Source organism: Faecalimonas sp. LCP19S3_D12 (assembly GCF_052121495.1).
Classification (GTDB): Bacteria; Bacillota; Clostridia; order Lachnospirales; family Lachnospiraceae; genus Faecalimonas.
Genome location: NZ_JBQKED010000013.1, coordinates 12,780 through 38,111, shown reverse-complemented (window position 1 = coordinate 38,111; position 25,332 = coordinate 12,780). Strand labels below are relative to the sequence as shown.

Genomic DNA, 25,332 nt, shown 5'->3' with positions numbered 1-25,332 from the left:
ATGAGACCAGTAAAAAAGGTAGCGTTGTTACATGATTTGTGTGGTGTCGGAAAGGCGGCACTAACTAATATGGTTCCTGTTTTGAGTGTTATGGGAATTGAAGCTTGTCCAATCCCGACAATCTTATTGTCGACACATACGGGTGGCTATGGGAAGCCGGCTATGGAAAAAATATCCACAACCTATATCCGTGAATGTGCAGAACACTATGTTGCCAATCAGGTGACATTTGATTTGATTTTTGTAGGATATTTGGGAAGCGAAGGGATGATTGAAGCAGTAGAATATTTTCTTTCCTGTTTTCCAGATGCAGAAGTGATTCTTGATCCGATCATGGGAGATCATGGCAGATATTATACAAATTTTGACAGTGTCTATGGCGAATCGATGAGGCGGCTGCTTCCGTATGCAAGCATTATCTTGCCTAATATCACAGAAGGATGTCTTCTTACTGGAGATTTCTACTCAGAAAACATGACACAGGAAACTCTTCTTGCAATCTGTCAGGATTTAGAAAAATTCGGAGCGAAAAAAATTGTTATGACAAGTGTTCCCTGTTCTTTTGGAAAAAAAGGAATTGTGCTTTACGAAAATGAACAGTTTCAGCTGTTTGAAAAAGAAAGTCTTTTTAGTGAATATCATGGAACCGGGGACACGTTTGATGGTGTGTTTGTCGGAGCTTACTTGAATGGACACACGCTTGCAGAGGCATTAGAGCTTGCGCATCAATTTGTATATGCATGTATGCAGGAGAGTGATCGTTATGATTACGAAGATCGAGAAGGCTTGATTATAGAGCGAAATCTTCATATGCTTGTATAAAATAAAAAAGAAAACCAATACTGTATAATAAAAAAGGAGTTGTCCTTATGAAAAAAAGATATGGTATTGGTTTTTTGATTGGAATGATCGTGTTTACATTAGTCCTTGTATGTGCATATCAGTTAAGTTATGATCGAGCAATGCGTAAACTGGAGGCAAAACAGAGAGATATCCAGAAAAAGCAGGAACATGTAGTAGAGACAAAAGGTTCTGCTCAAAAGGAAGATGGTTATATTATCAAAGAAAAAGATGGTTATATTATTGTATACTTATCAGATGGAAAAACTGTCTACGAATATACGACAATTGAAACACAGTATCTTCCAGAAGAAATTCAAAAAGAAGTAAAAAAGGGAAAAAAGGCAGATACTGTAGGACAAGTTTATGGGTTCTTAGAAAATTATTCCAGTTAAAAGGTTATTCTGTGCAGGAATCAACAGTGGACTTCAAAAAGAATATAGTGTAATATAAGAGAAGTATTAGAAGGAAGGGACAAAAGAAAATGACAGACGAAAAAATTCAAAGAATTAATGAATTATATAAAAAATCTAAAACAGTCGGACTGACCGATGCAGAAAAAAAAGAACAAAAAGTGTTAAGAAGAGAATTTGTTGATTCTTTCAAGCGAAATCTGCGTGGACAGTTAGACAATATCTCTATCCAGGAATTGGACGGTTCGATTACAAATCTTGGTGAAAAATATGGAAATAAAAAAGGACATTAGAGCACGCATTTTAGAAAAGCGAGCGCATATGACACAGGAAGAATGGGAGTTTAAAAGTAACCTCATTTTGAAGCGCCTGACAGAACATCCATTCTTTTTGGAGGCAAGAGAGATTTACTGCTACATGGATTATCGCCATGAAGTCGGAACACGCCGTATCATAGAAAAGGCATGGGAACTGCACAAAAAGACTGCTGTTCCCAAAGTACAAGGAGATGATATGGAATTCTATTATGTGCAAAGGTTTGATGAGCTGGAAAAAGGATATTCTGGTATTTGGGAACCTGTCACGAAAAAGAAGGCGAAAGGTGACTCGGTGCTTGTGCTCTTACCTGGAAGTGCGTTTGACCAGAATCGGAACCGGATCGGATACGGAAAAGGATTTTATGATAAATATCTCATAAAGCATCAGCAATATCGAACACTTGCTCTTGCATTTGAATTTCAGGTAGTGGATTCCATTCCCACAGACAGTTATGATATGCGACCGGACGGAATTATTACGGAGGAAAATTATTATGTTTGAAGAATTACCGAAAGACCCTATGCTTCTGTTGAGTGTAATCAACACCAAATTGAGAGATTATTACCCAAATTTGGATTTGCTTTGTGAGGAACTTCAGATTGACAGTGAGACTTTGAAAAAGCGACTTGCGGAGATTGACTATGAATATGACCCGGAGCAAAATCGGTTCATATAATAAATTACGAAAGGATACATATACATTGAAAAATATAGAGACTTATTTAGAGAAAATCGATATGACAAAAGAGGCACCGGTTAATGAGCCGGAGCGTCAATACTATTTTATGAAAAAAGCACGTGCCTATGTGAAACAGGTATCAGATGAGCTGCAAAGACCATTGACGTTTTGTGTGACAACATTTGGATGTCAGATGAATGCAAGAGATTCAGAAAAGCTTGTCGGTGTGCTCGAACAGATTGGATATGTGGAGGAGCCGGATGAAGACAAAGCGGATTTTGTCATTTATAATACATGTACGGTGCGTGAAAATGCAAATATGCGTGTTTACGGACGTCTCGGTCAGCTGAAACATGTCAAAAAGTCCAATCCACACATGATGATCGGACTTTGCGGATGCATGATGCAAGAACCGGAAGTTGTAGAAAAATTAAAGAAAAGTTATCGTTTTGTAGATTTGATTTTCGGAACACATAATATTTATAAATTTGCAGAACTCATTGCCACTCGTTTTGAATCGGAGAGAATGGTCATTGATATCTGGAAAGATACGGATAAGATTGTAGAAGATCTTCCAAGTGAGCGTAAGTTCTCATTCAAATCCGGAGTCAATATCATGTTTGGATGCAATAATTTCTGTAGTTATTGTATCGTTCCATATGTCCGTGGGCGTGAGCGGAGCCGAAATCCAAAAGATATTATTCGGGAGATTGAAGCGCTTGTTGCCGACGGTGTTTTGGAAGTGATGCTACTTGGACAAAATGTCAATTCTTATGGGAAAAATCTGGATGAGCCGATGACTTTTGCTGAGCTTTTGCAGGAAATTGAAAAAATTGAAGGATTGGAACGAATCCGTTTCATGACTTCTCATCCAAAAGATTTATCCGATGAATTGATTGAGGTGATGCGCCACTCTAAGAAGATCTGTAAACATTTACATCTTCCGGTTCAGTCAGGAAGTACTGAGATTCTGAAAAAGATGAATCGGCATTATACAAAAGAGCAGTATTTGGAGTTAGTCCGCAAAATCAAAGAAGCTGTGCCGGATATCTCGCTGACAACGGATATCATTGTCGGATTCCCAGGAGAGACAGAGGAAGATTTTCTAGAGACAATGGATGTTGTGAAAAAGGTTCGTTATGACAGTGCATTTACCTTCATCTACTCCAAACGTACTGGAACACCTGCTGCCATTATGGAGGAGCAGATACCTGATGATGTTGTGAAAGGTCGTTTTGACCGTCTGCTAAAAGAAGTTCAGGAGATTTCCGCAGAGGTGTGTAGTGTACATGAAGGAACCACACAGCCTGTTTTGGTCGAATCTATGAATGATCATGATGACTCACTTGTGACAGGTCGTCTGAGCAATAACATCTTGGTTCATTTTAAGGGGGATGAAAGCCTTATCGGGAAAATTGTTGATGTGAATCTGAAAGAATGCAAAGGATTTTATTATCTTGGAGAAATGAAATAACTTCCAACTATAATTTAAAAAAAAGCGTCCAAACTATGTAATATGGAAATTACATGGGAAGGACGTTTTTTAATGAAAAAACTCAGTGAATATTTATTTTTATGGACGCTTGGAGGGACTCTGTACTACACGTTTGAAATGATTTTTCGCGGTTTTTCGCATTGGTCTATGTTTTTGCTTGGAGGATTTTGTCTGCTGTTTTTTGGAGTACAGGGGATGGCAGTAAAATGGAGTGATCCTCTTTGGATGCAGGTACTCCGATGCACGATATTCGTGACTGCGGGAGAGTTCATCACAGGAATAATCGTCAATAAATGGCTTGGTTGGGCTGTCTGGGATTACAGTGATCAGCCATTTCAGCTGTTCGGTCAAATCTGTCTTCCGTTTACAATTATTTTCTCCGGTCTATGTGCACTTGGGATTTTTTTGAGTGGCTATCTTTTACATTGGATTTATGGAGAGGAGAAACCGAAATATCATGTGCTGTAAAAAATCTGGTTTTCCATTTGTATTTTTTTTGATTTTCCGCTATACTTTACTCTGTATCATTAGAATGACAGAATACAAAGGAGAAACAACGTGGCAGAATTAACCCCTATGATGCAGCAATATATGGAGACAAAAGAACAGTACAAAGACTGCATCTTATTTTATAGATTAGGCGATTTTTATGAAATGTTCTTTGATGATGCGCTTACCGTCACAAAGGAGCTGGACATTACATTAACCGGAAAAAACTGTGGACTTGAGGAACGGGCACCGATGTGCGGCGTTCCTTATCATGCTGTGGAAGGATATCTTACAAAACTGGTACAAAAGGGTTATAAAGTAGCAATCTGTGAGCAGGTGGAAGAACCAAAATTTGCAAAAGGTATCGTGAAACGTGAAGTGGTCCGCATTGTGACACCGGGAACCAATATTAACACACAAGCGTTGGATGAGACAAAAAATAATTATATTATGTGTATCGTTTACATTGCCGACCGCTATGGACTTTCGGTAGCAGATGTGTCTACCGGAGATTATTTTGTGACAGAACTCGACAGTGGGAGAAAGCTTGGGGATGAAATTGCAAAATTTTCTCCCTCTGAGATCATCTGCAATGAATCCCTTTATATGAGCGGATTGGATCTTGAGGATCTGAAAAATCGGCTGGGGATTACGATTTATTCGTTAGATACATGGTATTTTGATGATGCAATGTGTACAAAAGTATTAAAAGATCATTTTAAAGTATCTTCTTTGGAAGGGCTTGGACTGACAGATTATAACTGTGGTCTGATCGCTGCCGGAGCACTGCTTCAATATCTGTATGAGACGCAGAAGACTTCACTTGCACATCTGACAGGCATCATCAGTTACACAACCGGAAAATACATGCTGCTTGACAGCTCATCCAGACGAAATCTGGAGCTGTGTGAGACTTTGCGTGAAAAGCAAAAAAGAGGATCTCTGTTATGGGTGCTTGATAAGACGAAGACTGCAATGGGAGCCAGAACACTTAGAAGTTTTGTGGAACAACCACTTATTCATAAAGAAGAGGTCATAAAGCGACTAGATGCAGTAGGTGAGCTAAAAGATGATGCGATTTCCAGAGAAGAGATCCGGGAATATTTAACACCGGTATATGACTTGGAACGTCTGATCAGTAAGATCAGTTACCAGTCAGCAAATCCAAGAGATTTGATTGCATTTAAAAGTTCTTTGGAGATGCTTCCGCATATCAAATATATTTTGGGAGATATGAAGACTCCACTTTTGAAAGAATTATATGAAGAACTGGATACACTTGAAGAGTTGTGCCAGTTAATTCAGCATGCAATCTGCGAGGAACCGCCGCTTGCAATGAAAGAGGGCGGTATTATCAAAGAAGGCTATCACCCGGATGTAGATAAGCTTCGCAATGCAAAGACGGAAGGAAAGACCTGGCTTGCTGAACTGGAAGCAGAAGAGCGGGAAAAGACAGGCATCAAAAATTTAAAAATCAAGTACAATAAAGTATTTGGTTATTATTTAGAGGTGACGAATTCTTACAAGGAACTTGTCCCGGATTACTATACAAGAAAACAGACACTCGCCAATGCAGAGCGCTATATCATTCCGAGATTGAAAGAATTGGAAGATACTATTTTAGGCGCGGAAGATAAGCTGTATGCGTTGGAATATGAACTGTATTGCAATGTTCGAGACACGATTGCAGATGAGGTCGTTCGAATTCAAAAGACAGCGAAGGCAATCGCACAGATCGATGTGTTTGCATCATTGGCACTCGTCGCAGAACGCAACAATTATGTGCGTCCGAAGATTAACGAAAAGGGCGTCATCGACATAAAAAACGGACGTCATCCGGTTGTGGAGAAGATGATTCCAAATGATATGTTTATTGCAAACGACACTTATCTGGATGATAAAAAGAATCGTGTGTCCATTATTACAGGACCGAATATGGCAGGAAAGTCCACTTATATGCGTCAGACAGCGCTGATTGTTCTCATGGCGCAGATTGGATCTTTCGTGCCTGCGGAGACAGCGAATATCGGAATTGTAGATCGTATTTTTACCCGTGTGGGAGCATCTGATGATCTTGCATCCGGACAGAGTACATTTATGGTGGAGATGATAGAGGTTGCAAATATTTTGCGAAATGCCACAAGTAAAAGTCTCTTAATCCTAGATGAAATCGGGCGTGGGACAAGTACTTTTGACGGTCTTAGTATTGCCTGGGCAGTTGTGGAACATATCAGTAACGGTAAACTGTTGGGGGCAAAGACGCTTTTTGCAACACATTATCACGAACTGACAGAGCTGGAAGGAAAGATTGACAGTGTGAATAACTATTGTATCGCCGTCAAAGAAAAAGGAGACGATATTGTTTTCCTGCGAAAAATTGTAAAAGGTGGAGCAGACAAAAGCTATGGAATTCAAGTTGCAAAGCTTGCCGGCGTGCCGGAATCTGTTATTGCACGGGCAAAAGAAATTGTAAGTGAACTAAGTGAGGCTGATATCACAACAAGAGTACGCGACATTTCCGTGCAGTCTGGGGATACGAAAAAGAAGATGAAAAAATACGATGAGGTGGATTTGGCACAGATGTCGCTGTTTGACACGGTAAAGGATGATGATGTCTTAAAAGAACTAGAAGAGCTTGACGTTGCACATCTGACTCCGATGGATGCACTGAATACGATTTATCGTTTGCAGAACAAACTGAAGAACAGATGGTAATTGTGAAAAGAGGAAGTATTTATGGCAAATATTCAAGTTTTAGATCAAATTACAATCGATAAAATTGCGGCGGGAGAGGTGATTGAGCGTCCTGCTTCTATTATAAAAGAGTTGGTAGAAAATGCTATTGATGCGGGGGCGAGTGCGGTCACTGTCGAGATTAAAGAGGGTGGTATTTCTTTTATACGGATTACGGACAATGGATGCGGCATTCCAAAAGAAGAAGTTCCGCTTGCGTTTTTGCGCCACTCTACCAGCAAAATCCGTTCAGTAGACGATCTGACCACGGTCGCTTCACTTGGATTCCGAGGGGAAGCGCTATCAAGTATTGCTGCGATCGCACAGGTAGAACTGATTACAAAGACAAAAGATGAAGTGACCGGAACCCGTTATCGGATTGAGGGCGGTGCAGAAAAAGCCATAGAAGACACTGGTGCACCGGATGGAACGACATTTCTTGTACATCAGATTTTTTACAATACACCTGCAAGAAGAAAATTTTTAAAAACGCCGATGACGGAGGCAAGTCATGTCAGTGAACTGATGACAAGACTTGCATTGTCTCATCCGGAGGTATCTATACAATTCATCAACAATGGTCAGGAAAAACTGCACACTTCCGGAAACGGGAAATTAAAAGATATTGTTTATCATGTGTTCGGACGGGATATTGCTAATAATCTATTGGAAACCAACGAAAGGATTGACGGAATGCAGGTACAGGGATTCATCGGAAAACCGATTATCTCCCGCGGAAATCGAAATTACGAGAATTATTTTATCAATGGACGTTATGTCAAAAGTAACATTATTGCAAAGGCAATCGAAGATGCCTATAAAGACTTTACGATGCAGCACAAGTATCCGTTTACGGTACTGCATTTTACAATGGATGGAACTGATTTGGATGTCAATGTGCATCCGACGAAGATGGAGCTTCGTTTCAGCAATCAGCAGGGCGTGTACAATTTTGTCTACAATGCTCTGAAGCAGACATTAAGTGAACCGGAACTGATTCCAAGGGTGGAACTTCCTGAGACAAAAGAAGTTCCTGTGAAAGCAGAAAAAATTGTCGAGCAAAAACAAGAGCAACCAATGACGCCAGTCAGAGAAGAAAGAAAACCACCGGTTATAGAGGAAGAAAAAAATCTGGATTATTTTATGAAAAAAATGCGGGAGAGGGTGACTGCATACCACCAGCAAGCGGTGGAAGTGAAGCCAACTCCTCAGCCATCAGTCGTTCAAGAAAGCGTCAACTATGAAGCTTTGCCTGCAAGCCAACCGATAGCTGTAAGTGAACCAGCGCCTGAACAACTGACAGTTCCAAAAGAACCAATGCCTGAACAGGCGATTGCGACAAGAGAGAAGAAGTCGGTTGTAACAGAAAAGCAGTTGGATTTCTTCGAAGAAAAACTGCTTACCAAAAAGGCGGTACAGGAATATAAAATCATTGGACAATTATTTGAAACATACTGGCTTGTGGAGTTTCATGAACAGCTTTATATCATTGACCAACATGCCGCCCATGAACGCGTATTGTATGAAAAGACGCTTCGCGGCATGAAAGACCGGGAGTTTACTTCTCAATATTTAAGCCCTCCTATCATCTTGAATCTTTCGATGCAGGAGGAAGAAACACTGAATACACATATAGATATTTTTACAAATATCGGATTTGAGATTGAGCCATTTGGCGGAGATTCATATGCAATTCGAGCAGTTCCGGACAATCTGTTTAGCATTGCAAAAAAAGAATTGTTTACAGAGATGCTTGATCAGCTTGTCGACGGAATTCATTCGTCTCTTGCACCGGATATTATTGCTGAAAAAGTTGCATCGATGTCCTGTAAAGCAGCGGTGAAAGGAAATTCTCGTCTATCTGCCGCTGAGGTAGAAACCTTGATCGGTGAACTTTTGGAGCTTGAAAACCCATATCACTGTCCGCATGGAAGACCGACAATTATCGCCATGACAAAACGAGAATTGGAAAAGAAATTCAAAAGAATTGTGTAGGGATAACTATGAAGAAACCAATTATTATTTTAACAGGGCCGACGGCAGTCGGCAAAACAAAAGCGTCTATCGAGCTTGCAAAGAAAATCGGTGGGGAGATCATTTCAGCCGATTCCATGCAAGTTTACAAATACATGGACATCGGTTCCGCCAAGATCCGCTCAGAAGAGATGCAGGGAGTACCTCATTATTTGATTGATGAGCTAGAACCGGATGAAGAATTTCATGTAGTGCGTTTTCAGGAGATGGCAAAACAGGCAATGAAAAAGATTTACGCAAATGGACATATTCCAATTGTGGTAGGTGGAACCGGATTTTACATTCAGGCATTGCTCTATGACATTGACTTTACAGAAAGCAATGAAGATTCTTTTTACCGAGAAGAATTAGAGCGGCTTGCAAAAGAAAAAGGTGCCGAATATCTCCATGAAGAACTTCGAAAGGTGGATGAAAAATCTGCTGAAATGATTCATGCAAACAATGTAAAACGTGTTATTCGGGCATTGGAGTTTTTCAAGCAGACCGGACAGAAAATCTCCGAGCATAATGAGACAGAACGGGCAAAGGAGTCGCCTTATGATTTCTGCTACTTCGTTTTGACAGATGATCGAAAACTTTTGTATGACCGCATCAATCTGCGTGTGGATCAGATGGTGCAGGATGGATTATTGGAGGAAGTTCAGTCGTTAAAAGAACGGGGATATACAAAAGATATGGTCTCCATGCAAGGACTTGGTTATAAAGAGGTTTTGGACTATCTTGACGGCAATTGTGCACTTGAGGAAGCGGTCTATATTTTAAAACGAGACACACGGCATTTTGCAAAGAGGCAGCTCACTTGGTTTCGAAGAGAACGTGATGTGATCTGGATTGATAAAAGTCAATATGATCATAATGAAGCCAAAGTCGTAGATGCGATGATTAAGAAAATAGAAGAAAGGATACCTTATATATGTTTGAAATGACAGAGATGTATAGAGAGCTTGGAATCTCAGAAAAAGTATGTCAGTTTGGAAAAGAAATAGAAAAGTCACTGGAAGATCGTTTTGAGCAGATTGACAAGGTGACAGAATTTAATCAATTGAAAGTGATTCGCGCGATGCAGGAAAGTCGTGTCAATGAAGCCTGCTTTCATTATGCAAGCGGATACGGATACAATGATCAGGGACGTGACACGCTGGAAGAAGTTTATGCAAAAACATTTCACACAGAGTCTGCTTTGGTACGTCCGCAGATTACCTGTGGGACACATGCACTTGCACTTGCACTGAGCGCCAATTTAAGACCGGGAGATGAATTACTCTCTCCGGTTGGAAAACCGTATGACACACTGGAAGAAGTAATTGGAATCCGTGAATCAAAGGGTTCTCTTGCAGAATATGGAATCATATACCGACAGGTAGATCTGTTAGCGGATGGCACATTTGACTATGAAAATATCAAAAAAGCAATTCATGAGAAGACAAAACTGATCACAATTCAGAGATCGAAAGGATATCAGACACGTCCAAGCTTTTCCGTTGCACAGATTGGACAATTGATCGCATTTGTGAAGAAAATCAAACCAGATGTAATCTGTATGGTCGACAACTGTTATGGAGAGTTTGTGGAGACAATCGAGCCAAGTGATGTGGGGGCAGATTTGATTGTCGGATCACTTATTAAAAATCCGGGTGGCGGACTGGCGCCGATTGGCGGTTACATAGCCGGTAAAGAGGAATACATTGAAAACTGTGCTTATCGTTTGACGTCGCCGGGACTTGGAAAAGAAGTCGGGGCTTCACTTGGGGTGATGCAGTCTTTTTATCAAGGATTTTTCCTTGCACCAACAGTTGTCGGAAGCGCATTAAAAGGCGCCATTTTTGCGGCAAACATCTATGAAAAACTTGGCTTTTCTGTGATTCCAAACAGCACAGAAAGCAGGCATGACATTATACAGGCAGTGGAACTTGGCACACCGGAAGGTGTTATCGCATTCTGTCAGGGAATTCAGGCTGCCGCACCAGTTGACAGCTATGTATCACCGGAACCTTGGGCAATGCCTGGATATGACAGTGATGTGATCATGGCTGCCGGAGCATTTGTACAAGGTTCATCTATTGAACTAAGTGCCGACGGACCGATCAAACCTCCATATGCAGTTTATTTTCAGGGAGGACTTACCTGGCCACACGCAAAACTTGGGATTCTCATGTCTTTGGAACATTTAGTGAGAAAAGGAATCGTACAGTTATGAAAAAAAGACATGTAATCATCGTAGGCGGAGGAGCCTCCGGAATGGTCGCTGCAATTTCGGCTGCAAGAGAAGGCGCGAAGGTGACAATTATAGAACACCAGAATAAACTCGGCAAGAAAATCTTATCTACCGGAAACGGAAAATGTAACCTGACCAATGAGTATATGGCAGCAGAATGTTTCCGCGGTGAAGATCTCTCGATTGTCGACACTGTGTTAAAAAAATTTGGCTATAAAGAGACAGTTTCCTTTTTTGAGTCGTTAGGTGTTCTCACCAAAAGCAGACAGGGCTATATCTACCCTATTTCAGAACAGGCATCCGCAGTGTTGGATGTGCTTGTGATGGAATTGGAAAAACTTTCAGTCGATGTTGTTCTAAATGAGCATGTGACTTCCGTTTCACAAAAAAAAGAGCAATTTACAGTTGTGGCGGGAAACAAAAAATATTGTGCGGATGCGGTAATTTTGGCGACAGGTGGTAAGGCGGCCGCGGTATTGGGGTCTGACGGAAGCGGCTATGCATTGGCAAAGCAATTTGGTCATACGATTTCTCCGGTTGTCCCTGCACTTGTACAACTTCGCGGGAAAGGCAGCTATTTTAAACAGGTGGCGGGCGTTCGCACAAATGCGAAGGTATCCGTGCTGGTCGATGGAGATTGTCAGGCTGCTGACACAGGAGAGCTTCAGCTTACAAACTACGGTATTTCCGGCATTCCTGTTTTTCAGATCAGCAGATTTGCAGCAAAGGCGCTGAAAGAGAAGAAGTTGGTGCAAGCAGAGATTGATTTTTTCCCTGAGGCTGATGACAACGAGTTTTGCATATTGATGGAAGAACGAAAACGACACCATGCTGATAGAACGGCAGAGGATTTCTTTGTAGGGATATTTAATCGTAAGCTAAGCGAGTTGTTTTTAAAACAGGCATATATTCCATTGCATATAAAAGCTTCTGAAATCCGATCTGATAAATGGGAAAAATTGTTTTCTCTGTGTAAGCATTTTCAGGTGGAGATTGAGGAGACAAATCCTTTTGAACAGGCACAGGTTTGTGCCGGTGGCGTCCGCACAGATAGCATAAATCCGGCTACGATGGAGTCTGTTCTTGTGAAAGACTTATATATCACAGGAGAACTGATGGATATTGACGGAATCTGCGGAGGATATAATTTACAATGGGCGTGGGCAACTGGTTTTCTTGCCGGGAAACACGCAGCGAAAGGAATGGAAAGATGATTCGAATCAATCAGATAAAACTGACTCCAGATAAGGGCAAAGAGGAGTTGACACAAAAGGCAGCAAAAATACTTCGTATTTCTGAAAAAGAGATACTATCTTTAAAAATTCGCAAACAGTCCATTGATGCCCGAAAGAAACCAAATATTATGTATGTCTACACTGTGGATGTGGAGGTTTCAAATGAGCAAAAGATTATGAGACGTCAAAAAGGAAATCAGGTGACACTCATCCACGAGACACCTTATGACTTTCCAAATTCCGGTATCAAGAAGATGGAACACCGACCGGTGGTCATCGGAAGCGGACCGGCAGGACTATTTTGCGCATATTTGCTTGCCGAGCATGGATATCGTCCGGTTGTGTATGAACGTGGCGCTTCTGTAGAGGAACGAAAAAAAGATGTGGAACGATTTTGGAACGAACAGGTTCTGAATCCAAACTCCAACGTACAGTTCGGCGAGGGCGGTGCAGGAACATTTTCAGATGGAAAACTAAATACACTTGTCAAAGATCCAATTGGAAGGAACCGGAAAGTGCTGGAAATCTTTGTGGAAAACGGTGCGCCAAAGGACATCCTGTACAGTCATAAACCACATATTGGAACCGATCTTTTGATTACAGTTGTAAAAAATATGAGACAGCGGATTTTAGATTGGGGCGGGGAAGTACACTTTCACAGCCAGATGACGGATATTCATGTGGAAGACGGCAAGCTTACGGCAATCACGGTGACAACTGATGCTGAAAGTATCCGCTGCCCGGCAGAGATACTTGTACTAGCAATCGGGCACAGCGCCAGAGACACTTTTTCCATGCTCTATGAAAGACAAATTCCGATGAGCGCTAAATCATTTGCGGTAGGTGTCAGAGTGGAGCATGACCAGGAAATGATAAATTGTGCTCAGTATGGTGAAAATGTACCGTATGATCTCCCTGCCGCTTCATATAAAGTGGCAGCAAATTTGGAAAACGGAAGAGGTGTTTATTCGTTCTGCATGTGTCCGGGAGGGTATGTCGTCAATGCTTCTTCTGAGGAGGGGCGGCTCGCCGTAAATGGAATGAGTTATCATGCGCGGGATGGCAAAAATGCAAATAGTGCGATCATTGTGACGGTAACACCTAAAGATTATGGTTGGGAGCATCCGCTGGCTGGCGTTAGATTTCAGCAATTGCTGGAAGAACGGGCGTATCAGGCGGGAAAAGGCGCTGTTGCGGTACAGTGCTTTGGAGATTTTTGTAAGAATAAAGTTACAGAGCATTTTGGAAAGATTGAACCTCAGATAAAGGGAGCGTACACATTTGCGGATGTTCGTGCAATTTTTCCAAAAGAAATCGGGGATTCTATTGAAGAGGGAATAAAAACGTTCGACAGACAAATACATGGTTTTGCAAAAGATGACGCGGTGTTATCTGGCGTGGAGAGCCGTACCTCTTCTCCTGTTCGAATTCCCAGAAATCAGGAACTTCACCTTGAAAATCTGCGTATTTATCCGTGTGGAGAAGGTGCTGGATATGCAGGTGGAATTACTTCTGCGGCGATGGATGGGATAAAAGTGGCTGAAGTGATCGCGAAGGAATTTACATTTTTCGACTGATTCGTCACAATTTATTCAGAAAAATTTAATGTGTTAACTATGTACACCAATTTTAAATTGTGGTAAAATGAATAAAGTTTGTGGAGTAAGAAACGAGGTGGAGTACAAATGAAGAGTGCAAAAGGAAAGAATTCCTGGGCATTATTTCTCTTAATGCTGGCAGGGATTGTTCTTGGCGGGTTTATAGGAACGCTTACAGCAGATATGCCTGGATTTGCTTGGCTAAATTATGGACAGTCTTTTGGATTTGACAGTCCAATTGTGTTAAATCTCGGTATATTGGTTATTACATTCGCACTGAACATCAATATAACAATTGCAAGCATTATTGGACTTGTTATATCTGCAATTATTTATCGCTTCTTATAGCAACGCTATCATGTAAAAGAGTCTGTACAAGAGAATGAATCAAACATGCACAATAAAAGAAATGTTGGAAGATGAGCGGCCGTATGAAAAATGTCTCCGCTATGGAGTGGAGAGACTGTCAAATGCAGAACTGCTTGCGGTTCTTCTAAGAACTGGAACGAAAGGTATGAACTCTTTGGAGATGGCAAGAACTATTCTGCGCGCATCAGAGCAGGAAGAGGACAATATTTTGGCAGTCCATCAGCTTACATTAGAGAAATTGCAGGCAATAAAAGGAATTGGATCGGTAAAAGCAGCTCAGATTTTATGCCTTTCGGAACTGGCAAAGCGTCTCTCGAAAGCGAGTGCAAAGAAAAATCTGGTTTTTACAGATCCGTCTACAATCGCAGATTATTATATGGAAGATCTGCGTCATCGGAAGCAGGAACATATGAAACTTCTGATGCTGAATACGAAATCAAAGCTCATTGGAGAGACAGATATTTCGAAGGGAACAGTCAATGCTTCCTTGGTTTCGCCAAGAGAATTGTTTATAGAAGCTCTTGAAAAGAATGCAGTTTCCATTATACTAATGCATAATCATCCAAGTGGTGATCCAGTACCAAGCAAAAATGATATACTGCTGACTAGAAGAGTGAAAGATGCAGGCAATCTGATTGGAATTGAATTGTTAGATCACATCATTATTGGTAATAATTGTTATATCAGCTTTGCAGAACAGCGGCTTTTATAGCAATCGAAAGGATATAAAATGTTTGGAAATATATATGGGCTGGATCTTGGCACTTATGAGATTAAAGTTTATGATAAAAAAAAGAACACAATATGGAAAGAAAAAAATGTAATTGCGATTGCAAACGAAGAGGAGATTTTTTCTGTTGGTGACGAAGCATATGAGATGTTTGAAAAAGCACCAGATAATATTGAAGTAGTCTTTCCGATGAAAGAGGGCGTTATTTCACGTTTTTATGATATGCAGTATTTGCTGAATAATCTGTTAAAAAAAGAGCGTCACTTTGCACGCGGCTCAAAATATGTCGTTGCTGTTCCGACAGATGTGACAGAAGTGGAAAAAAAGGCATTTTTTGATCTTGTCGTACATTCGACTGCAAAGGCAAAAGAAGTGAATGTTGTAGAGCGGGCAGTGGCAGATGCGATTGGAATAGGTTTGGATATCCAAAATTCTCCTGGAATCTGTATTGTAAATTTGGGCAGTGAGACGACAGAACTGTCTGTTCTTGCATCAGGAGGAATGGTTTTCAATAAACTTGTAAAGATTGGCGGTACTATATTTGATAACGCTATCAGCAATCTTGTTCGCCACAACACGAACTTTTTGATTGGGCGATTGACTGCTGAAAAGTTACGACAGCATTTTAATATCTTTGATGAAAAAACAGATACTTCTATGGAGGTTGCCGGAAGAGATTTAATCACAGGTATTCCTCAACAGAAAGAGATTTCAGTCAATCTTGTAAGGGCAGCAGTGAAAGAACCTTTGGCGACATGCATTCGCGAGATTCATTTTCTGTTGGAGAGAACTCCGCCCGAGGTGAGAAGATCTATTGAAAAGAATGGAATTTATGTCACAGGCGGACTTGCTCGTATGAAAGGACTTGCCGAATACATAGAGGGAAGAACCGGAATTAAAGCACAGGCCGTTAAGAATCCAGATCTTTGTGTAGTAGAGGGGCTCAAACAGATCATTCAATCAAAAGAATTGAGAAAATTGACATTTTCAATGTTAGATGAAAATTATAGGTGGATGGGATAATATGAAAACAAAAAATCAAACGACATTAGCAAGTAAATACTGGTTATTGATTCTTTCAATGATTTGTATTATTTTGATGGGCCTGTCACTTGTGACAGACAAAGTGAATGGTCCGCTCCGAACAGTAGCAAATTACACGATTGTTCCGATGCAGAAAGGAATTAATCATATCGGATTGTGGATGAGCGATCTGACAAAAAATTTCGAAACATTAACAGAAGTAAAAAATGAAAATGAAGAATTGCAGAAAACAGTAGATGAGCTTACGATTGAGAATAACCGTTTGCAGCAAGAGCGCTATGAATTAGAGCGCCTGCAAGAACTTTATGCATTAGACCAAAATTATGCAGATTATAAAAAGGTAGGGGCACATGTTACCGCGAATGACTCTGGTAATTGGTTCAGTTCTTTTACAATTGATAAAGGTGAGCAAGATGGCATCAAAAAGGACATGAATGTTATGGCTGGAACTGGTCTTGTTGGAATTGTGACAGAAGTGGGACCCAATTGGGCGCGTGTGCGTTCGATTATAGATGATTCTAGCAATGTCAGCGCATTAATTTTGTCAACTTCAGATAAATGTATTGTAAAAGGAGATTTGACGCTGATGAATGATGGAAAGATTCGTTTTGAGCAACTTGCAAATAATGGTTCTGAAATAAAAGAAGGGGAACAGGTTGTCACTTCACACATCAGCAGCAAATATCTTCAGGGTATTCTCATCGGATATGTCAGTGAAATTACGACGGATGCGAATAACCTTACAAGATCTGGATATATTACACCTGCTGTCGATTTTCAACATTTGCAGGAAGTGCTTGTCATTACAACTACAAAAGAGGAGATGTTAGAGAAGGAAGAATAGTAGAAAGGAGTACTGCTTTGAAAAGAAGAGTCATCACCGTTTTTATTATCGTCGTATGCTTTTTATTAGAGTGCACCGTTTTTCAAAAAATTGCATTTGCATCTATCACCCCAAATCTTTTGATTATTATCACATCAGCATTTGGGTTTATGCGAGGAAAAAAGGAAGGAATGTTTGTCGGCTTCCTGTCCGGTCTGTTGGTCGATATTTTCTTTAACGAGCTGATTGGATTTTATGCATTAATTTTTATGGTGATTGGGTATGTAAACGGTTTTTTTAAACGGATTTTTTACGCCGAGGATATCAAACTTCCGTTGATTTTAATTGCGGCAAGTGATTTTATCTATGCACATATTGTATATATATTCCTCTTCATTGTTAGAAGTCGGTTCAATTACCTCTACTACTTGAACCATATTATTATGCCGGAATTAATATATACTATTTTAGTAACATTAATTTTATACCAACTTATTTTGCATATTAACCAAAAATTAGAAGCAGAAGAAAAAAGGAGTGCAAGTAAATTTGTTTAATCGTCTAAAAGATTCTATTCTAGAAGTATTAAAATCAAGATTATTTGTTCTGATTGTTGTTTTTTGTATTTTGTCTGCAATATTAGTTCAGCGCGTATTCTATTTACAAATTGTAAAAGGAGAAGATTATCTGAACAATTATAAGCTGAAAATTAAAAAAACCAAAAACATACAGGGAACGAGAGGAGTCATATTTGATCGCAATGGAGAAGTGCTTGCTACAAATAAGCTTGCTTACTCTGTACAGATTGAAGACAATGGTTCTTATGAGGATACTAAACAGAAGAATAAACTTATAAATAAAACGATCAATAGTGTGATTGATATGGTGGAAAAGAATGGAGATTCGATCGTAAATGATTTTGGAATTATTCTAAACTCTAATAATGAATATGAATTTCTATATGCTGAAGGTACCAGAAGGCTGCGATTTCTTGCCGATATCTATGGATACACAACTATTGATAAATTGTCGGAAAAAGAAAAGAATTCTACTCCGCAGGAAGTAATGGATTTTCTTTGTGCAAATAAGCGCGGAAAGTCTTGGGGATTTGGAATCGATCAGGAAAAATATGAAAAATCTAGGGTGCTTCAGCTTGTGACAATTCGATATGGGATGCATCTGAACAGTTTCCAGAAGTACATTCCAACTACCATTGCTTCTGATGTCAGTGACGAGACAGTGGCGGTCATCATGGAAAATCTATCTGATCTTCAAGGAATTAGTATTGGAGAGGAATCGCTGAGAGTTTATCCGGATAGTAAATATTTTTCATCCATTTTAGGATACACCGGAAAGATTTCGCAGGAAGAGTATGACGAGTTGAGCGAGGAACAACAAAAATCGTATTCTCTGACAGATATTGTAGGAAAATCAGGTATTGAACAGACAATGGATGAATATTTGCAAGGTGAAAAAGGAAAAGAAACAGTATATGTAGACAGTGTAGGAAAAGTTATTGAAAGTAAGAAAGATAAGGAACCAAAGGCGGGGAATAACCTTTATCTTTCCATTGATAAGAATTTGCAGATTACAGCTTATAATCTGATTGAAGAAAAATTAGCTGGTATTATCTTAAAAAAAATGACTACGGCATTGGATTATACGAGAGATCCGGAAGGAAACTCAGATATTATTATTCCGGTTGGAGATATCTACAACGCCTTCTTTGCAAATGAGATTTTGGATATTGACCATTTTGCAACTAGTGAGGCACAAGCAACTGAACAGGCAGTCTACGCGGCGTACAGTGAACGTCTTGATTCTGCAATTAATGAAATTATAGCAGAACTACAGTCTTCATCATCGAAGCCATATAAAGATCTGTCAAAAGAAATGCAGGCATATATGAATTATATCGAGGCAGATTTACTTACATCCAAAACAGGAATCATTGTGAAGGATAAGATTGACACAAATGACGAGACCTATAAAGCGTGGAAAACAGATGAGTCTATCAATCTGAATCAGTATTTGAATTATGCGATCTCAAAGAATTGGATTGATACTTCTGTCATACAAGATTATGTATCTTCCGATGAAAAATATTCCAATGCTGGAGAATTGTATCAGGGTATCCTGACATTCATCAGTGATTACTTGAAAACGGAGAGTAGCTTTGAGAAACTCATTTACCAATATATGATCAAGGATGGTACTCTTCGAGGCAGTCAGGTATGTATGATGTTATATGAGCAGAATGTACTTCCATTTGACGAAGAGCAATATAATCGTCTTTCAGCAGGAGCCGTATCTGCGTATGACTTCATTCGAAGTAAGATTACAAGTTTGGAGATTACACCTGGACAATTAGGTGTGGAACCTTCTACTGGATCATTTGTCATGACTGAAGTTGCAACTGGTAAGGCACTTGCACTTGTTTCTTATCCTGGATATGATAACAATAGACTTGCCAACACAATGGATTCTGATTATTACAATAAACTATATGTAGATCTTTCTCAGCCTTTTTACAATAAGGCTACTCAGGAGACAACTGCACCTGGCTCCACTTATAAGATGGTATCCTCTGCCGCTGGTCTATCAGAAGGTATTATTACCGGAAGCACAACGATTGGCTGTTATGGTCCATATAAAAATGTTACACCTAGTCCAAAATGTTGGATTTATCCTGGTGGACATGGCAACTTGACCGTAACTGGTGCGCTTGCCCACTCTTGTAATAACTTTTATTTTGATGTAGGTTATCGACTGGGTCTGTCATCAGAAGGAAATTACTCTTCAGATGTTGGAACAAATAAACTTGCAAAATATGCTCAGATGTTTGGACTTGGAGAGACTTCCGGTCTTGAAATTCCAGAATCCGAACCACGACTCAGTGATGAAGATGCTGTGCGTTCTGCAATTGGACAGGGAACAAACTTGTTTACAACAAGTCAGCTTGCAAAATATGTAACAGCTATCGCGAATCGCGGCACCGTATATGATCTTACACTTTTAAGTAAGATAGAAGATGTTGATGGTAATCTGGTGAAAGAATTTGAGCCTACCTTATATAAACAAATCGAAAAAAGTGAAATCAGCAGTACTTCTTTTAATCTGATTCAGCAAGGTATGGAGCAGATGGTAGAAAGAGATAGCCGTTTCAAGAGTGTACGTGACGGTGGAATTAAGATGGCAGGAAAAACCGGTACCGCACAGCATAGTAAGGCTCATGCCGATCATGTTTTATTTGTCGGATATGCACCGGCAGATCAGCCGGAGATTGCAGTCAGTGCACGTATTGCGTATGGCTATAACTCTGGTTATCCAGCTGAGATTGGGCGGGATATGGTTAGAAAATATTTTAACCTTGCGGATGACTCAGATCTTGTAACCGGAACCGCTTCTTCACTTGGTTCAGAAATACGAGGAGATTAACAGGAGAATACTTTCAGAACCCTTTTTAAAGCACAAAAGAAAAATGTCAGACAGACCCACGGATTATAAAAAATGCATGTAGGAGGAATTTAAAATGGGTGAAGTTATTGTAGTTACATCAGGAAAGGGAGGCGTTGGAAAAACAACGACAACCGCAAATTTAGGGGTAGGACTTGCAAAATTAGATAAAAAGGTTGTGGTAATCGATACTGATCTGGGACTTCGAAATTTAGATGTTGTCATGGGACTTGAAAATCGTATTGTATATAACCTTGTAGACGTGATTGAAGGAAATTGTCGCATGAAACAGGCACTAATCAAGGATAAACGGTATGATAATCTTTATCTTCTGCCTTCGGCACAGACAAAAGATAAGTCTGCGATTTCTCCGCAGCAAATGAAAAAGCTGACAGAAGAGTTAAAGGAAGAATATGATTACATACTTTTGGATTGTCCCGCTGGAATTGAACAGGGATTTCAGAATGCAATCGCGGGAGCTGACCGTGCAGTTATTGTAACAACTCCAGAAGTATCTGCAATACGTGATGCGGACCGGATTATTGGTTTACTTGAAAAAAATCATATAAACAAAATTGATTTAATCATAAATCGTATTCGAATGGACATGGTCAAGAGGGGAGATATGATGTCTGTAGAGGATGTAACAGAAATTTTGGCAGTCCACCTTCTAGGAGCAATTCCAGACGATGAAAAGATTGTAATTGGAACAAATCAAGGAGAACCGGTCATTGGGCTTGACTCTATAGCTGGAAAAGCATACTTTAATATTTGCAGACGACTTTTAGGCGAAGATGTTCCATTCCTGAATTTAGATTCTAATTCTGGACTTTTTACAAAACTTACCCGTATTTTTCAAAAGCATTAGGAGGTGTTGTAAAGATGAGCGTATTTGAAACAATCAAGAGAAAACCTTCCGTTTTAATTGCAAAAGACAGGCTGAAAATATTACTTGTTTCAGACCGCGTAAACTGTACACCCGATGCACTAGAAAAAGTACAATTGGAATTGTATAAGACGATTTCAAAATACATTGAAGTAACTCCGGAGACGTTTGACGTTCAATTTACACGTTCAACAATATTTATTAAACTTACAGGAGAAGAATCGTGAAACTATCGAAACCCTATCATATAAAAGATTTTAAATTTTTATTAGTGTTGTCGGTGCTTGCACTTTCTATAATTGGCGTTTTAGCTGTCGGAAGTGCCGAGCCCTCATCACAGATGAAACAGATTATTGGTATCATAATAGGGATTATTGCTATGCTGGTAATCTCTATGATTGATTATGAATGGCTATTAAATCTATATTGGTTGATTTATGGTTTTAATCTGTTTTTATTGTTATATGTACACTTTTTTGGAATGGAATTAAATGGTGCAAAGAGGTGGATCAATTTATTCGGTTTTACAACATTGCAGCCTTCTGATTTTACTAAAATTTTTATGATTTTGTTTTTTGCAAAATTTTTGATGAATCATGAAGCACGTATGAAAGAACCACTTACTATTGTAAAAGCTGTTTTGCTGATTGCACCTTCTCTGCTTTTAATCTATAAACAGCCAAACCTTTCAAATGCACTTTGTATTGCGGCATTGTTTTGTATTTTGATGTATATCGGTGGATTAAGTTACAAATTCATTGCCACTGCACTTGCAATCGCGATTCCGGCAGCAATTATTGTTGTCAGTATTGCTGTCATGCCAAACCAGCCGTTTTTGGAAAAATATCAGCAAAAACGTATTCTTGCCTGGCTGGAACCGGAAAAGTATGCAGATGACACCGCCTATCAGCAACAGAACTCTATTATGGCGATTGGTTCAGGACAGTTAAAAGGAAAAGGATTGAATAATAATACAACAACCTCTGTAAAAAATGGAAAATTTTTATTAGAGGCGGATACAGACTTTATTTTCGCAATTATTGGTGAAGAATTAGGATTTGTGGGTTGTTGTATTGTCATAATTTTGTTATTATTAATTGTAATACAATGCATTTTAATAGGGCTTCGAGCCCAGAACCTTGCAGGGCAGATTATTTGCGGGGGAGTTGCCGCACTGATAGCGATTCAGAGTTTTATCAATATCGGTGTGGCTACAGGAGTATTGCCAAATACCGGGCTTTCCCTTCCGTTTGTCAGTGCCGGTTTAACATCTATTGTATGTTTTTATATGGGAATTGGATTTGTTTTAAATGTAGGATTACAACCGAAAAAATACCAGTAAGGAGTGGGAAATATGAATATAGGATTAATTGCACATGATTCTAAAAAAACTTTAATGCAGAATTTTTGTATTGCATACAGAGGAATTTTAAGTAAGCACAGTCTATTTGCAACTGGGACAACGGGGCGACTGATTGAAGAGGTGACTAATTTGTCGATTCATAAATATTTAGCCGGACCTCTTGGCGGAATGCAACAACTTGGAAGTCAGATTGGTCAGAACGATATCGATGCTTTGATTTTTTTAAGAGATCCATTGGCACCAAAACCGCACGAGCCCAATGTAAATGATGTAGTTCGTCTATGTGATATGCATAACATTCCTATGGCGACAAATTTGGCGACAGCTGAATTGATCGTACTTGCACTTGACAGAGGAGATTTAGACTGGCGTGAGATGTATAGATAAAAAAAGGCGCCTGCTGTCCATCATTCTTATCATTGCGATATTGTCAGCTGGGTGTATCTCAAAAAAAGAAAAACTTGTAACAGAATATGAAACTACAAATTATGATACCTATCTGTATGAGGGAGAATTATTCGCAAGTCAGTTGTGCGTCTCAGACACGAACGTTCCATTAAATGATTTTGAGGCAGCCTCCTCTTTACATGCGGGGGCGTTATTTGGTATGAGTCAACAGAAAGTATTTTATTCTGAACAGATTCACGACCGTCTCTTTCCAGCTAGCACAACAAAAATTCTTACGCTATATTTAGCATTAAAATATGGTACGCTTTCAGACATCGTTACAGTGAGCGACAATGCGGTGGCTGTTCCATCGGATTCTTCTGTTGCGGGTCTTCGCTCTGGAGAGCAGCTTACGCTAGAAGATTTATTGTATGGATTGATGCTTCCGTCAGGGAATGACAGCGCTGTGGCAATCGCAGAGCATATTTCAGGAAGTGTAGATGCGTTTGTAGAGTTGATGAATAAGGAAGCGAATGCTTTAGGTGCTACAAATTCGCACTTTGTGAATCCTCATGGATATCATGACGAGAATCATTATACAACCGCATACGATTTATATTTGATTTTTAATCAGGGAATTTTGAATCAGAAATTTATTGATATCATATCTTCAGCGACTTATACTACAGATATCAAAGAGCCGGATGGTTCTACTAGAAGCGTGACATGGAAACAATCCAATTTATTTGTAAATGGAACTCGAACGGCACCGGAAAATGTGACAGTAATTGGCGGAAAGACCGGAACCACAGATGAAGCTGGGGCTTGTCTTGTTTTATATGAGCAGGATAGTCAGTCTCGTCCATATATTTCTATTGTTATGGGGGCAGAATCAAAAAATGCATTATATAATACAATGGATTCGCTATTATCTACCATATCAGGGCTCTCCCAGTGAGAGCCCTCTTTTATATAATTAGTCATTTTCCATATTACCAATTCTGCCGTAAAGACTGATCAGATACAGACCGCATAGACCAATGATCGTGTAGATGATTCTTGAAATCCAGCTCAAATTTCCAAAAAGAAATGTAACTAAATCAAATCGAAAAATGCCAATTAAAAGCCAGTTGATTGCGCCGATAATAACAAGTGTCAAGCTCGTGTTATCAAACCATTTCATGTATGTTTCCTCCTCGTATTTATTATCTATACAGTAGTATTAGCTTTTCATGGAGAAATATACAAACGGAAAGGAATTATTTAAATATGAATGAACAAAGATTATACTATAAATACTCAGATTACTTAAAACAAAAATATGGTGAAAAAGTTTATAAATTGCCTATTAACCTCCCAATCACATGTCCAAACCGGCTCAATGGCAAAGGATGCAGTTTTTGTTCAGAGATTGGCACTGGATTTGAGGCACTTGCTGCAAAAATATCTGTGACAGAACAGCTTGAACAGACAAAGTCTCTCATTGCGAAAAAATACAAAGCCCAAAAATATATTGCGTATTTTCAAAATTATACAAATACTTTCATGAAATTGGAAGATTTTCGTAACTATGTCTACGAGGCGGCATCCTTTCCAGACATTGTAGAGATTTCAATTTCTACGCGACCTGACTGTATTCAAAAAGAGTATTTGGATATCTTGAAATGTGTGAGTGAAGAATACCAGATTGCAATTAGTATTGAATTAGGGCTACAGACAGTCAATTATCATACATTAGATACGATTGACCGTGGTCACAGTTTAGCAGAATATATTGATGCAGTGCTTATGATACAGCCATATTCCTTTCAGATCTGTACACATATTATTTTGAATCTTCCAAATGATTCGATGCTGGATGCGATTGAGAATGCTAAAATATTATCTGCTTTGAAAATAGATATTGTCAAAATTCATTCTTTATATATTGCAAAAAATACAAAGTTGTCCTATGAATATGAAAATGGTACAATTAAAATATGCAGTAAAGAAGAATACGTGGAAAGACTCATTGCTTTTTTAGAACATTTATCATCAGAAATTGTAGTGGAGCGTTTATTTAGCCGTGTTCCAGAAAAGGATTCTATTTTTTCTAACTGGAATACAAGCTGGTGGAAGCTTCAAGATGAAGTGATAGCTAAAATGATTGAACAGAAGTCTTATCAAGGAAAATATTTCAATTATCTTAATGGAAGTGCAATGAAAAAATTATCTTAGGAGGATTG

The 25,332-nt window shown here is 39.4% G+C and carries 26 protein-coding genes; 25 read left to right on the top strand and 1 reads right to left on the bottom strand.

Annotated features, from left to right (window positions below):
- The 24 genes from ACTQXY_RS05660 to ACTQXY_RS05545 all read left to right on the top strand — a co-directional run bounded on the left by ACTQXY_RS05660 (position 1) and on the right by ACTQXY_RS05545 (position 24,065).
- Positions 1-822, top strand: a complete 822-nt coding sequence (locus ACTQXY_RS05660; RefSeq protein ID WP_441658672.1) for a pyridoxamine kinase — start codon at positions 1-3, stop codon at positions 820-822.
- A 47-nt stretch (positions 823-869) separates the two neighbouring features.
- Positions 870-1,235, top strand: a complete 366-nt coding sequence (locus ACTQXY_RS05655; protein ID WP_441658671.1) for a hypothetical protein — start codon at positions 870-872, stop codon at positions 1,233-1,235.
- 89 nt (positions 1,236-1,324) lie between these two features.
- Positions 1,325-1,546, top strand: coding sequence for a DUF896 domain-containing protein (locus tag ACTQXY_RS05650; RefSeq protein ID WP_004612560.1), 222 nt, complete (start codon positions 1,325-1,327; stop codon positions 1,544-1,546).
- Positions 1,524-2,072: a 5-formyltetrahydrofolate cyclo-ligase gene (locus tag ACTQXY_RS05645; protein WP_441658670.1), complete on the top strand. Its 549-nt coding sequence runs from the start codon at positions 1,524-1,526 to the stop codon at positions 2,070-2,072. The genes ACTQXY_RS05650 and ACTQXY_RS05645 overlap by 23 nt, the downstream gene beginning before the upstream one ends.
- Entirely contained in the window at positions 2,065-2,247 is a 183-nt protein-coding gene (locus tag ACTQXY_RS05640; RefSeq protein WP_441658669.1) for a DUF4250 domain-containing protein, read from the top strand. The genes ACTQXY_RS05645 and ACTQXY_RS05640 overlap by 8 nt, the downstream gene beginning before the upstream one ends.
- Positions 2,248-2,308: 61 nt before the next feature.
- Positions 2,309-3,724: a tRNA (N6-isopentenyl adenosine(37)-C2)-methylthiotransferase MiaB gene (gene miaB / locus ACTQXY_RS05635; RefSeq protein ID WP_441658696.1), complete on the top strand. Its 1,416-nt coding sequence runs from the start codon at positions 2,309-2,311 to the stop codon at positions 3,722-3,724.
- Between the two features lie 72 nt (positions 3,725-3,796).
- On the top strand, positions 3,797-4,213 hold the full coding sequence (locus ACTQXY_RS05630; RefSeq protein WP_044987133.1) for a putative ABC transporter permease: 417 nt from the start codon (positions 3,797-3,799) through the stop codon (positions 4,211-4,213).
- Between the two features lie 90 nt (positions 4,214-4,303).
- Positions 4,304-6,949, top strand: coding sequence for a DNA mismatch repair protein MutS (gene mutS / locus ACTQXY_RS05625; RefSeq protein ID WP_441658668.1), 2,646 nt, complete (start codon positions 4,304-4,306; stop codon positions 6,947-6,949).
- A 21-nt stretch (positions 6,950-6,970) separates the two neighbouring features.
- A complete protein-coding gene (gene mutL, locus ACTQXY_RS05620; protein WP_441658667.1) occupies positions 6,971-8,962 on the top strand; it encodes a DNA mismatch repair endonuclease MutL in 1,992 nt (663 codons plus the stop codon).
- An 8-nt stretch (positions 8,963-8,970) separates the two neighbouring features.
- Positions 8,971-9,927, top strand: a complete 957-nt coding sequence (gene miaA, locus ACTQXY_RS05615; protein ID WP_441658666.1) for a tRNA (adenosine(37)-N6)-dimethylallyltransferase MiaA — start codon at positions 8,971-8,973, stop codon at positions 9,925-9,927.
- On the top strand, positions 9,915-11,198 hold the full coding sequence (locus ACTQXY_RS05610) for a methionine gamma-lyase family protein (protein ID WP_441658665.1): 1,284 nt from the start codon (positions 9,915-9,917) through the stop codon (positions 11,196-11,198). The genes miaA and ACTQXY_RS05610 overlap by 13 nt, the downstream gene beginning before the upstream one ends.
- The gene (locus ACTQXY_RS05605; protein ID WP_441658664.1) at positions 11,195-12,430 is read left to right on the top strand and encodes an aminoacetone oxidase family FAD-binding enzyme; all 1,236 of its coding nucleotides are present in this window, start codon (positions 11,195-11,197) and stop codon (positions 12,428-12,430) included. Before ACTQXY_RS05610 ends, ACTQXY_RS05605 begins: the two co-directional genes overlap by 4 nt.
- Positions 12,427-14,028 (top strand): FAD-dependent protein, encoded by a 1,602-nt coding sequence (locus tag ACTQXY_RS05600; protein WP_441658663.1) that lies wholly within the window; start codon positions 12,427-12,429, stop codon positions 14,026-14,028. Before ACTQXY_RS05605 ends, ACTQXY_RS05600 begins: the two co-directional genes overlap by 4 nt.
- A 108-nt stretch (positions 14,029-14,136) precedes the next feature.
- Positions 14,137-14,397: a DUF4321 domain-containing protein gene (locus tag ACTQXY_RS05595; RefSeq protein WP_441658662.1), complete on the top strand. Its 261-nt coding sequence runs from the start codon at positions 14,137-14,139 to the stop codon at positions 14,395-14,397.
- A 34-nt stretch (positions 14,398-14,431) separates the two neighbouring features.
- A complete protein-coding gene (radC, locus tag ACTQXY_RS05590; protein WP_441658661.1) occupies positions 14,432-15,130 on the top strand; it encodes a RadC family protein in 699 nt (232 codons plus the stop codon).
- Positions 15,131-15,148: 18 nt separating this feature from the next.
- Positions 15,149-16,171, top strand: coding sequence for a rod shape-determining protein (locus ACTQXY_RS05585; RefSeq protein ID WP_441658660.1), 1,023 nt, complete (start codon positions 15,149-15,151; stop codon positions 16,169-16,171).
- Between the two features lies 1 nt (position 16,172).
- Positions 16,173-17,036 (top strand): rod shape-determining protein MreC, encoded by an 864-nt coding sequence (mreC, locus tag ACTQXY_RS05580; RefSeq protein ID WP_441658659.1) that lies wholly within the window; start codon positions 16,173-16,175, stop codon positions 17,034-17,036.
- A 17-nt stretch (positions 17,037-17,053) separates the two neighbouring features.
- The gene (gene mreD, locus ACTQXY_RS05575) at positions 17,054-17,572 is read left to right on the top strand and encodes a rod shape-determining protein MreD (RefSeq protein WP_441658658.1); all 519 of its coding nucleotides are present in this window, start codon (positions 17,054-17,056) and stop codon (positions 17,570-17,572) included.
- On the top strand, positions 17,553-20,453 hold the full coding sequence (locus ACTQXY_RS05570; protein ID WP_441658657.1) for a penicillin-binding transpeptidase domain-containing protein: 2,901 nt from the start codon (positions 17,553-17,555) through the stop codon (positions 20,451-20,453). The genes mreD and ACTQXY_RS05570 overlap by 20 nt, the downstream gene beginning before the upstream one ends.
- 94 nt (positions 20,454-20,547) lie before the next feature.
- Positions 20,548-21,339 (top strand): septum site-determining protein MinD, encoded by a 792-nt coding sequence (gene minD, locus ACTQXY_RS05565; RefSeq protein ID WP_441658656.1) that lies wholly within the window; start codon positions 20,548-20,550, stop codon positions 21,337-21,339.
- 14 nt (positions 21,340-21,353) lie between these two features.
- A complete protein-coding gene (minE, locus tag ACTQXY_RS05560) occupies positions 21,354-21,584 on the top strand; it encodes a cell division topological specificity factor MinE (protein ID WP_441658655.1) in 231 nt (76 codons plus the stop codon).
- The gene (locus ACTQXY_RS05555; RefSeq protein WP_441658654.1) at positions 21,581-22,699 is read left to right on the top strand and encodes an FtsW/RodA/SpoVE family cell cycle protein; all 1,119 of its coding nucleotides are present in this window, start codon (positions 21,581-21,583) and stop codon (positions 22,697-22,699) included. Before minE ends, ACTQXY_RS05555 begins: the two co-directional genes overlap by 4 nt.
- 12 nt (positions 22,700-22,711) lie before the next feature.
- Positions 22,712-23,107: a methylglyoxal synthase gene (locus ACTQXY_RS05550; protein WP_441658653.1), complete on the top strand. Its 396-nt coding sequence runs from the start codon at positions 22,712-22,714 to the stop codon at positions 23,105-23,107.
- Complete coding sequence (locus ACTQXY_RS05545) at positions 23,091-24,065, top strand: D-alanyl-D-alanine carboxypeptidase family protein (RefSeq protein WP_441658652.1); 975 nt, start codon at positions 23,091-23,093, stop codon at positions 24,063-24,065. The genes ACTQXY_RS05550 and ACTQXY_RS05545 overlap by 17 nt, the downstream gene beginning before the upstream one ends.
- Before the next feature lie 18 nt (positions 24,066-24,083).
- Here the strand turns inward: ACTQXY_RS05545 and ACTQXY_RS05540 are convergent, their stop codons facing one another.
- On the bottom strand, positions 24,084-24,290 hold the full coding sequence (locus ACTQXY_RS05540) for a DUF378 domain-containing protein (protein ID WP_441658651.1): 207 nt from the start codon (positions 24,288-24,290) through the stop codon (positions 24,084-24,086).
- 86 nt (positions 24,291-24,376) lie between these two features.
- Between ACTQXY_RS05540 and ACTQXY_RS05535 the strand changes: the two genes are divergently transcribed.
- A complete protein-coding gene (locus ACTQXY_RS05535) occupies positions 24,377-25,324 on the top strand; it encodes a tRNA modification radical SAM protein MnmL/YtqA (RefSeq protein WP_441658650.1) in 948 nt (315 codons plus the stop codon).
- Positions 25,325-25,332 lie beyond the last annotated feature (8 nt).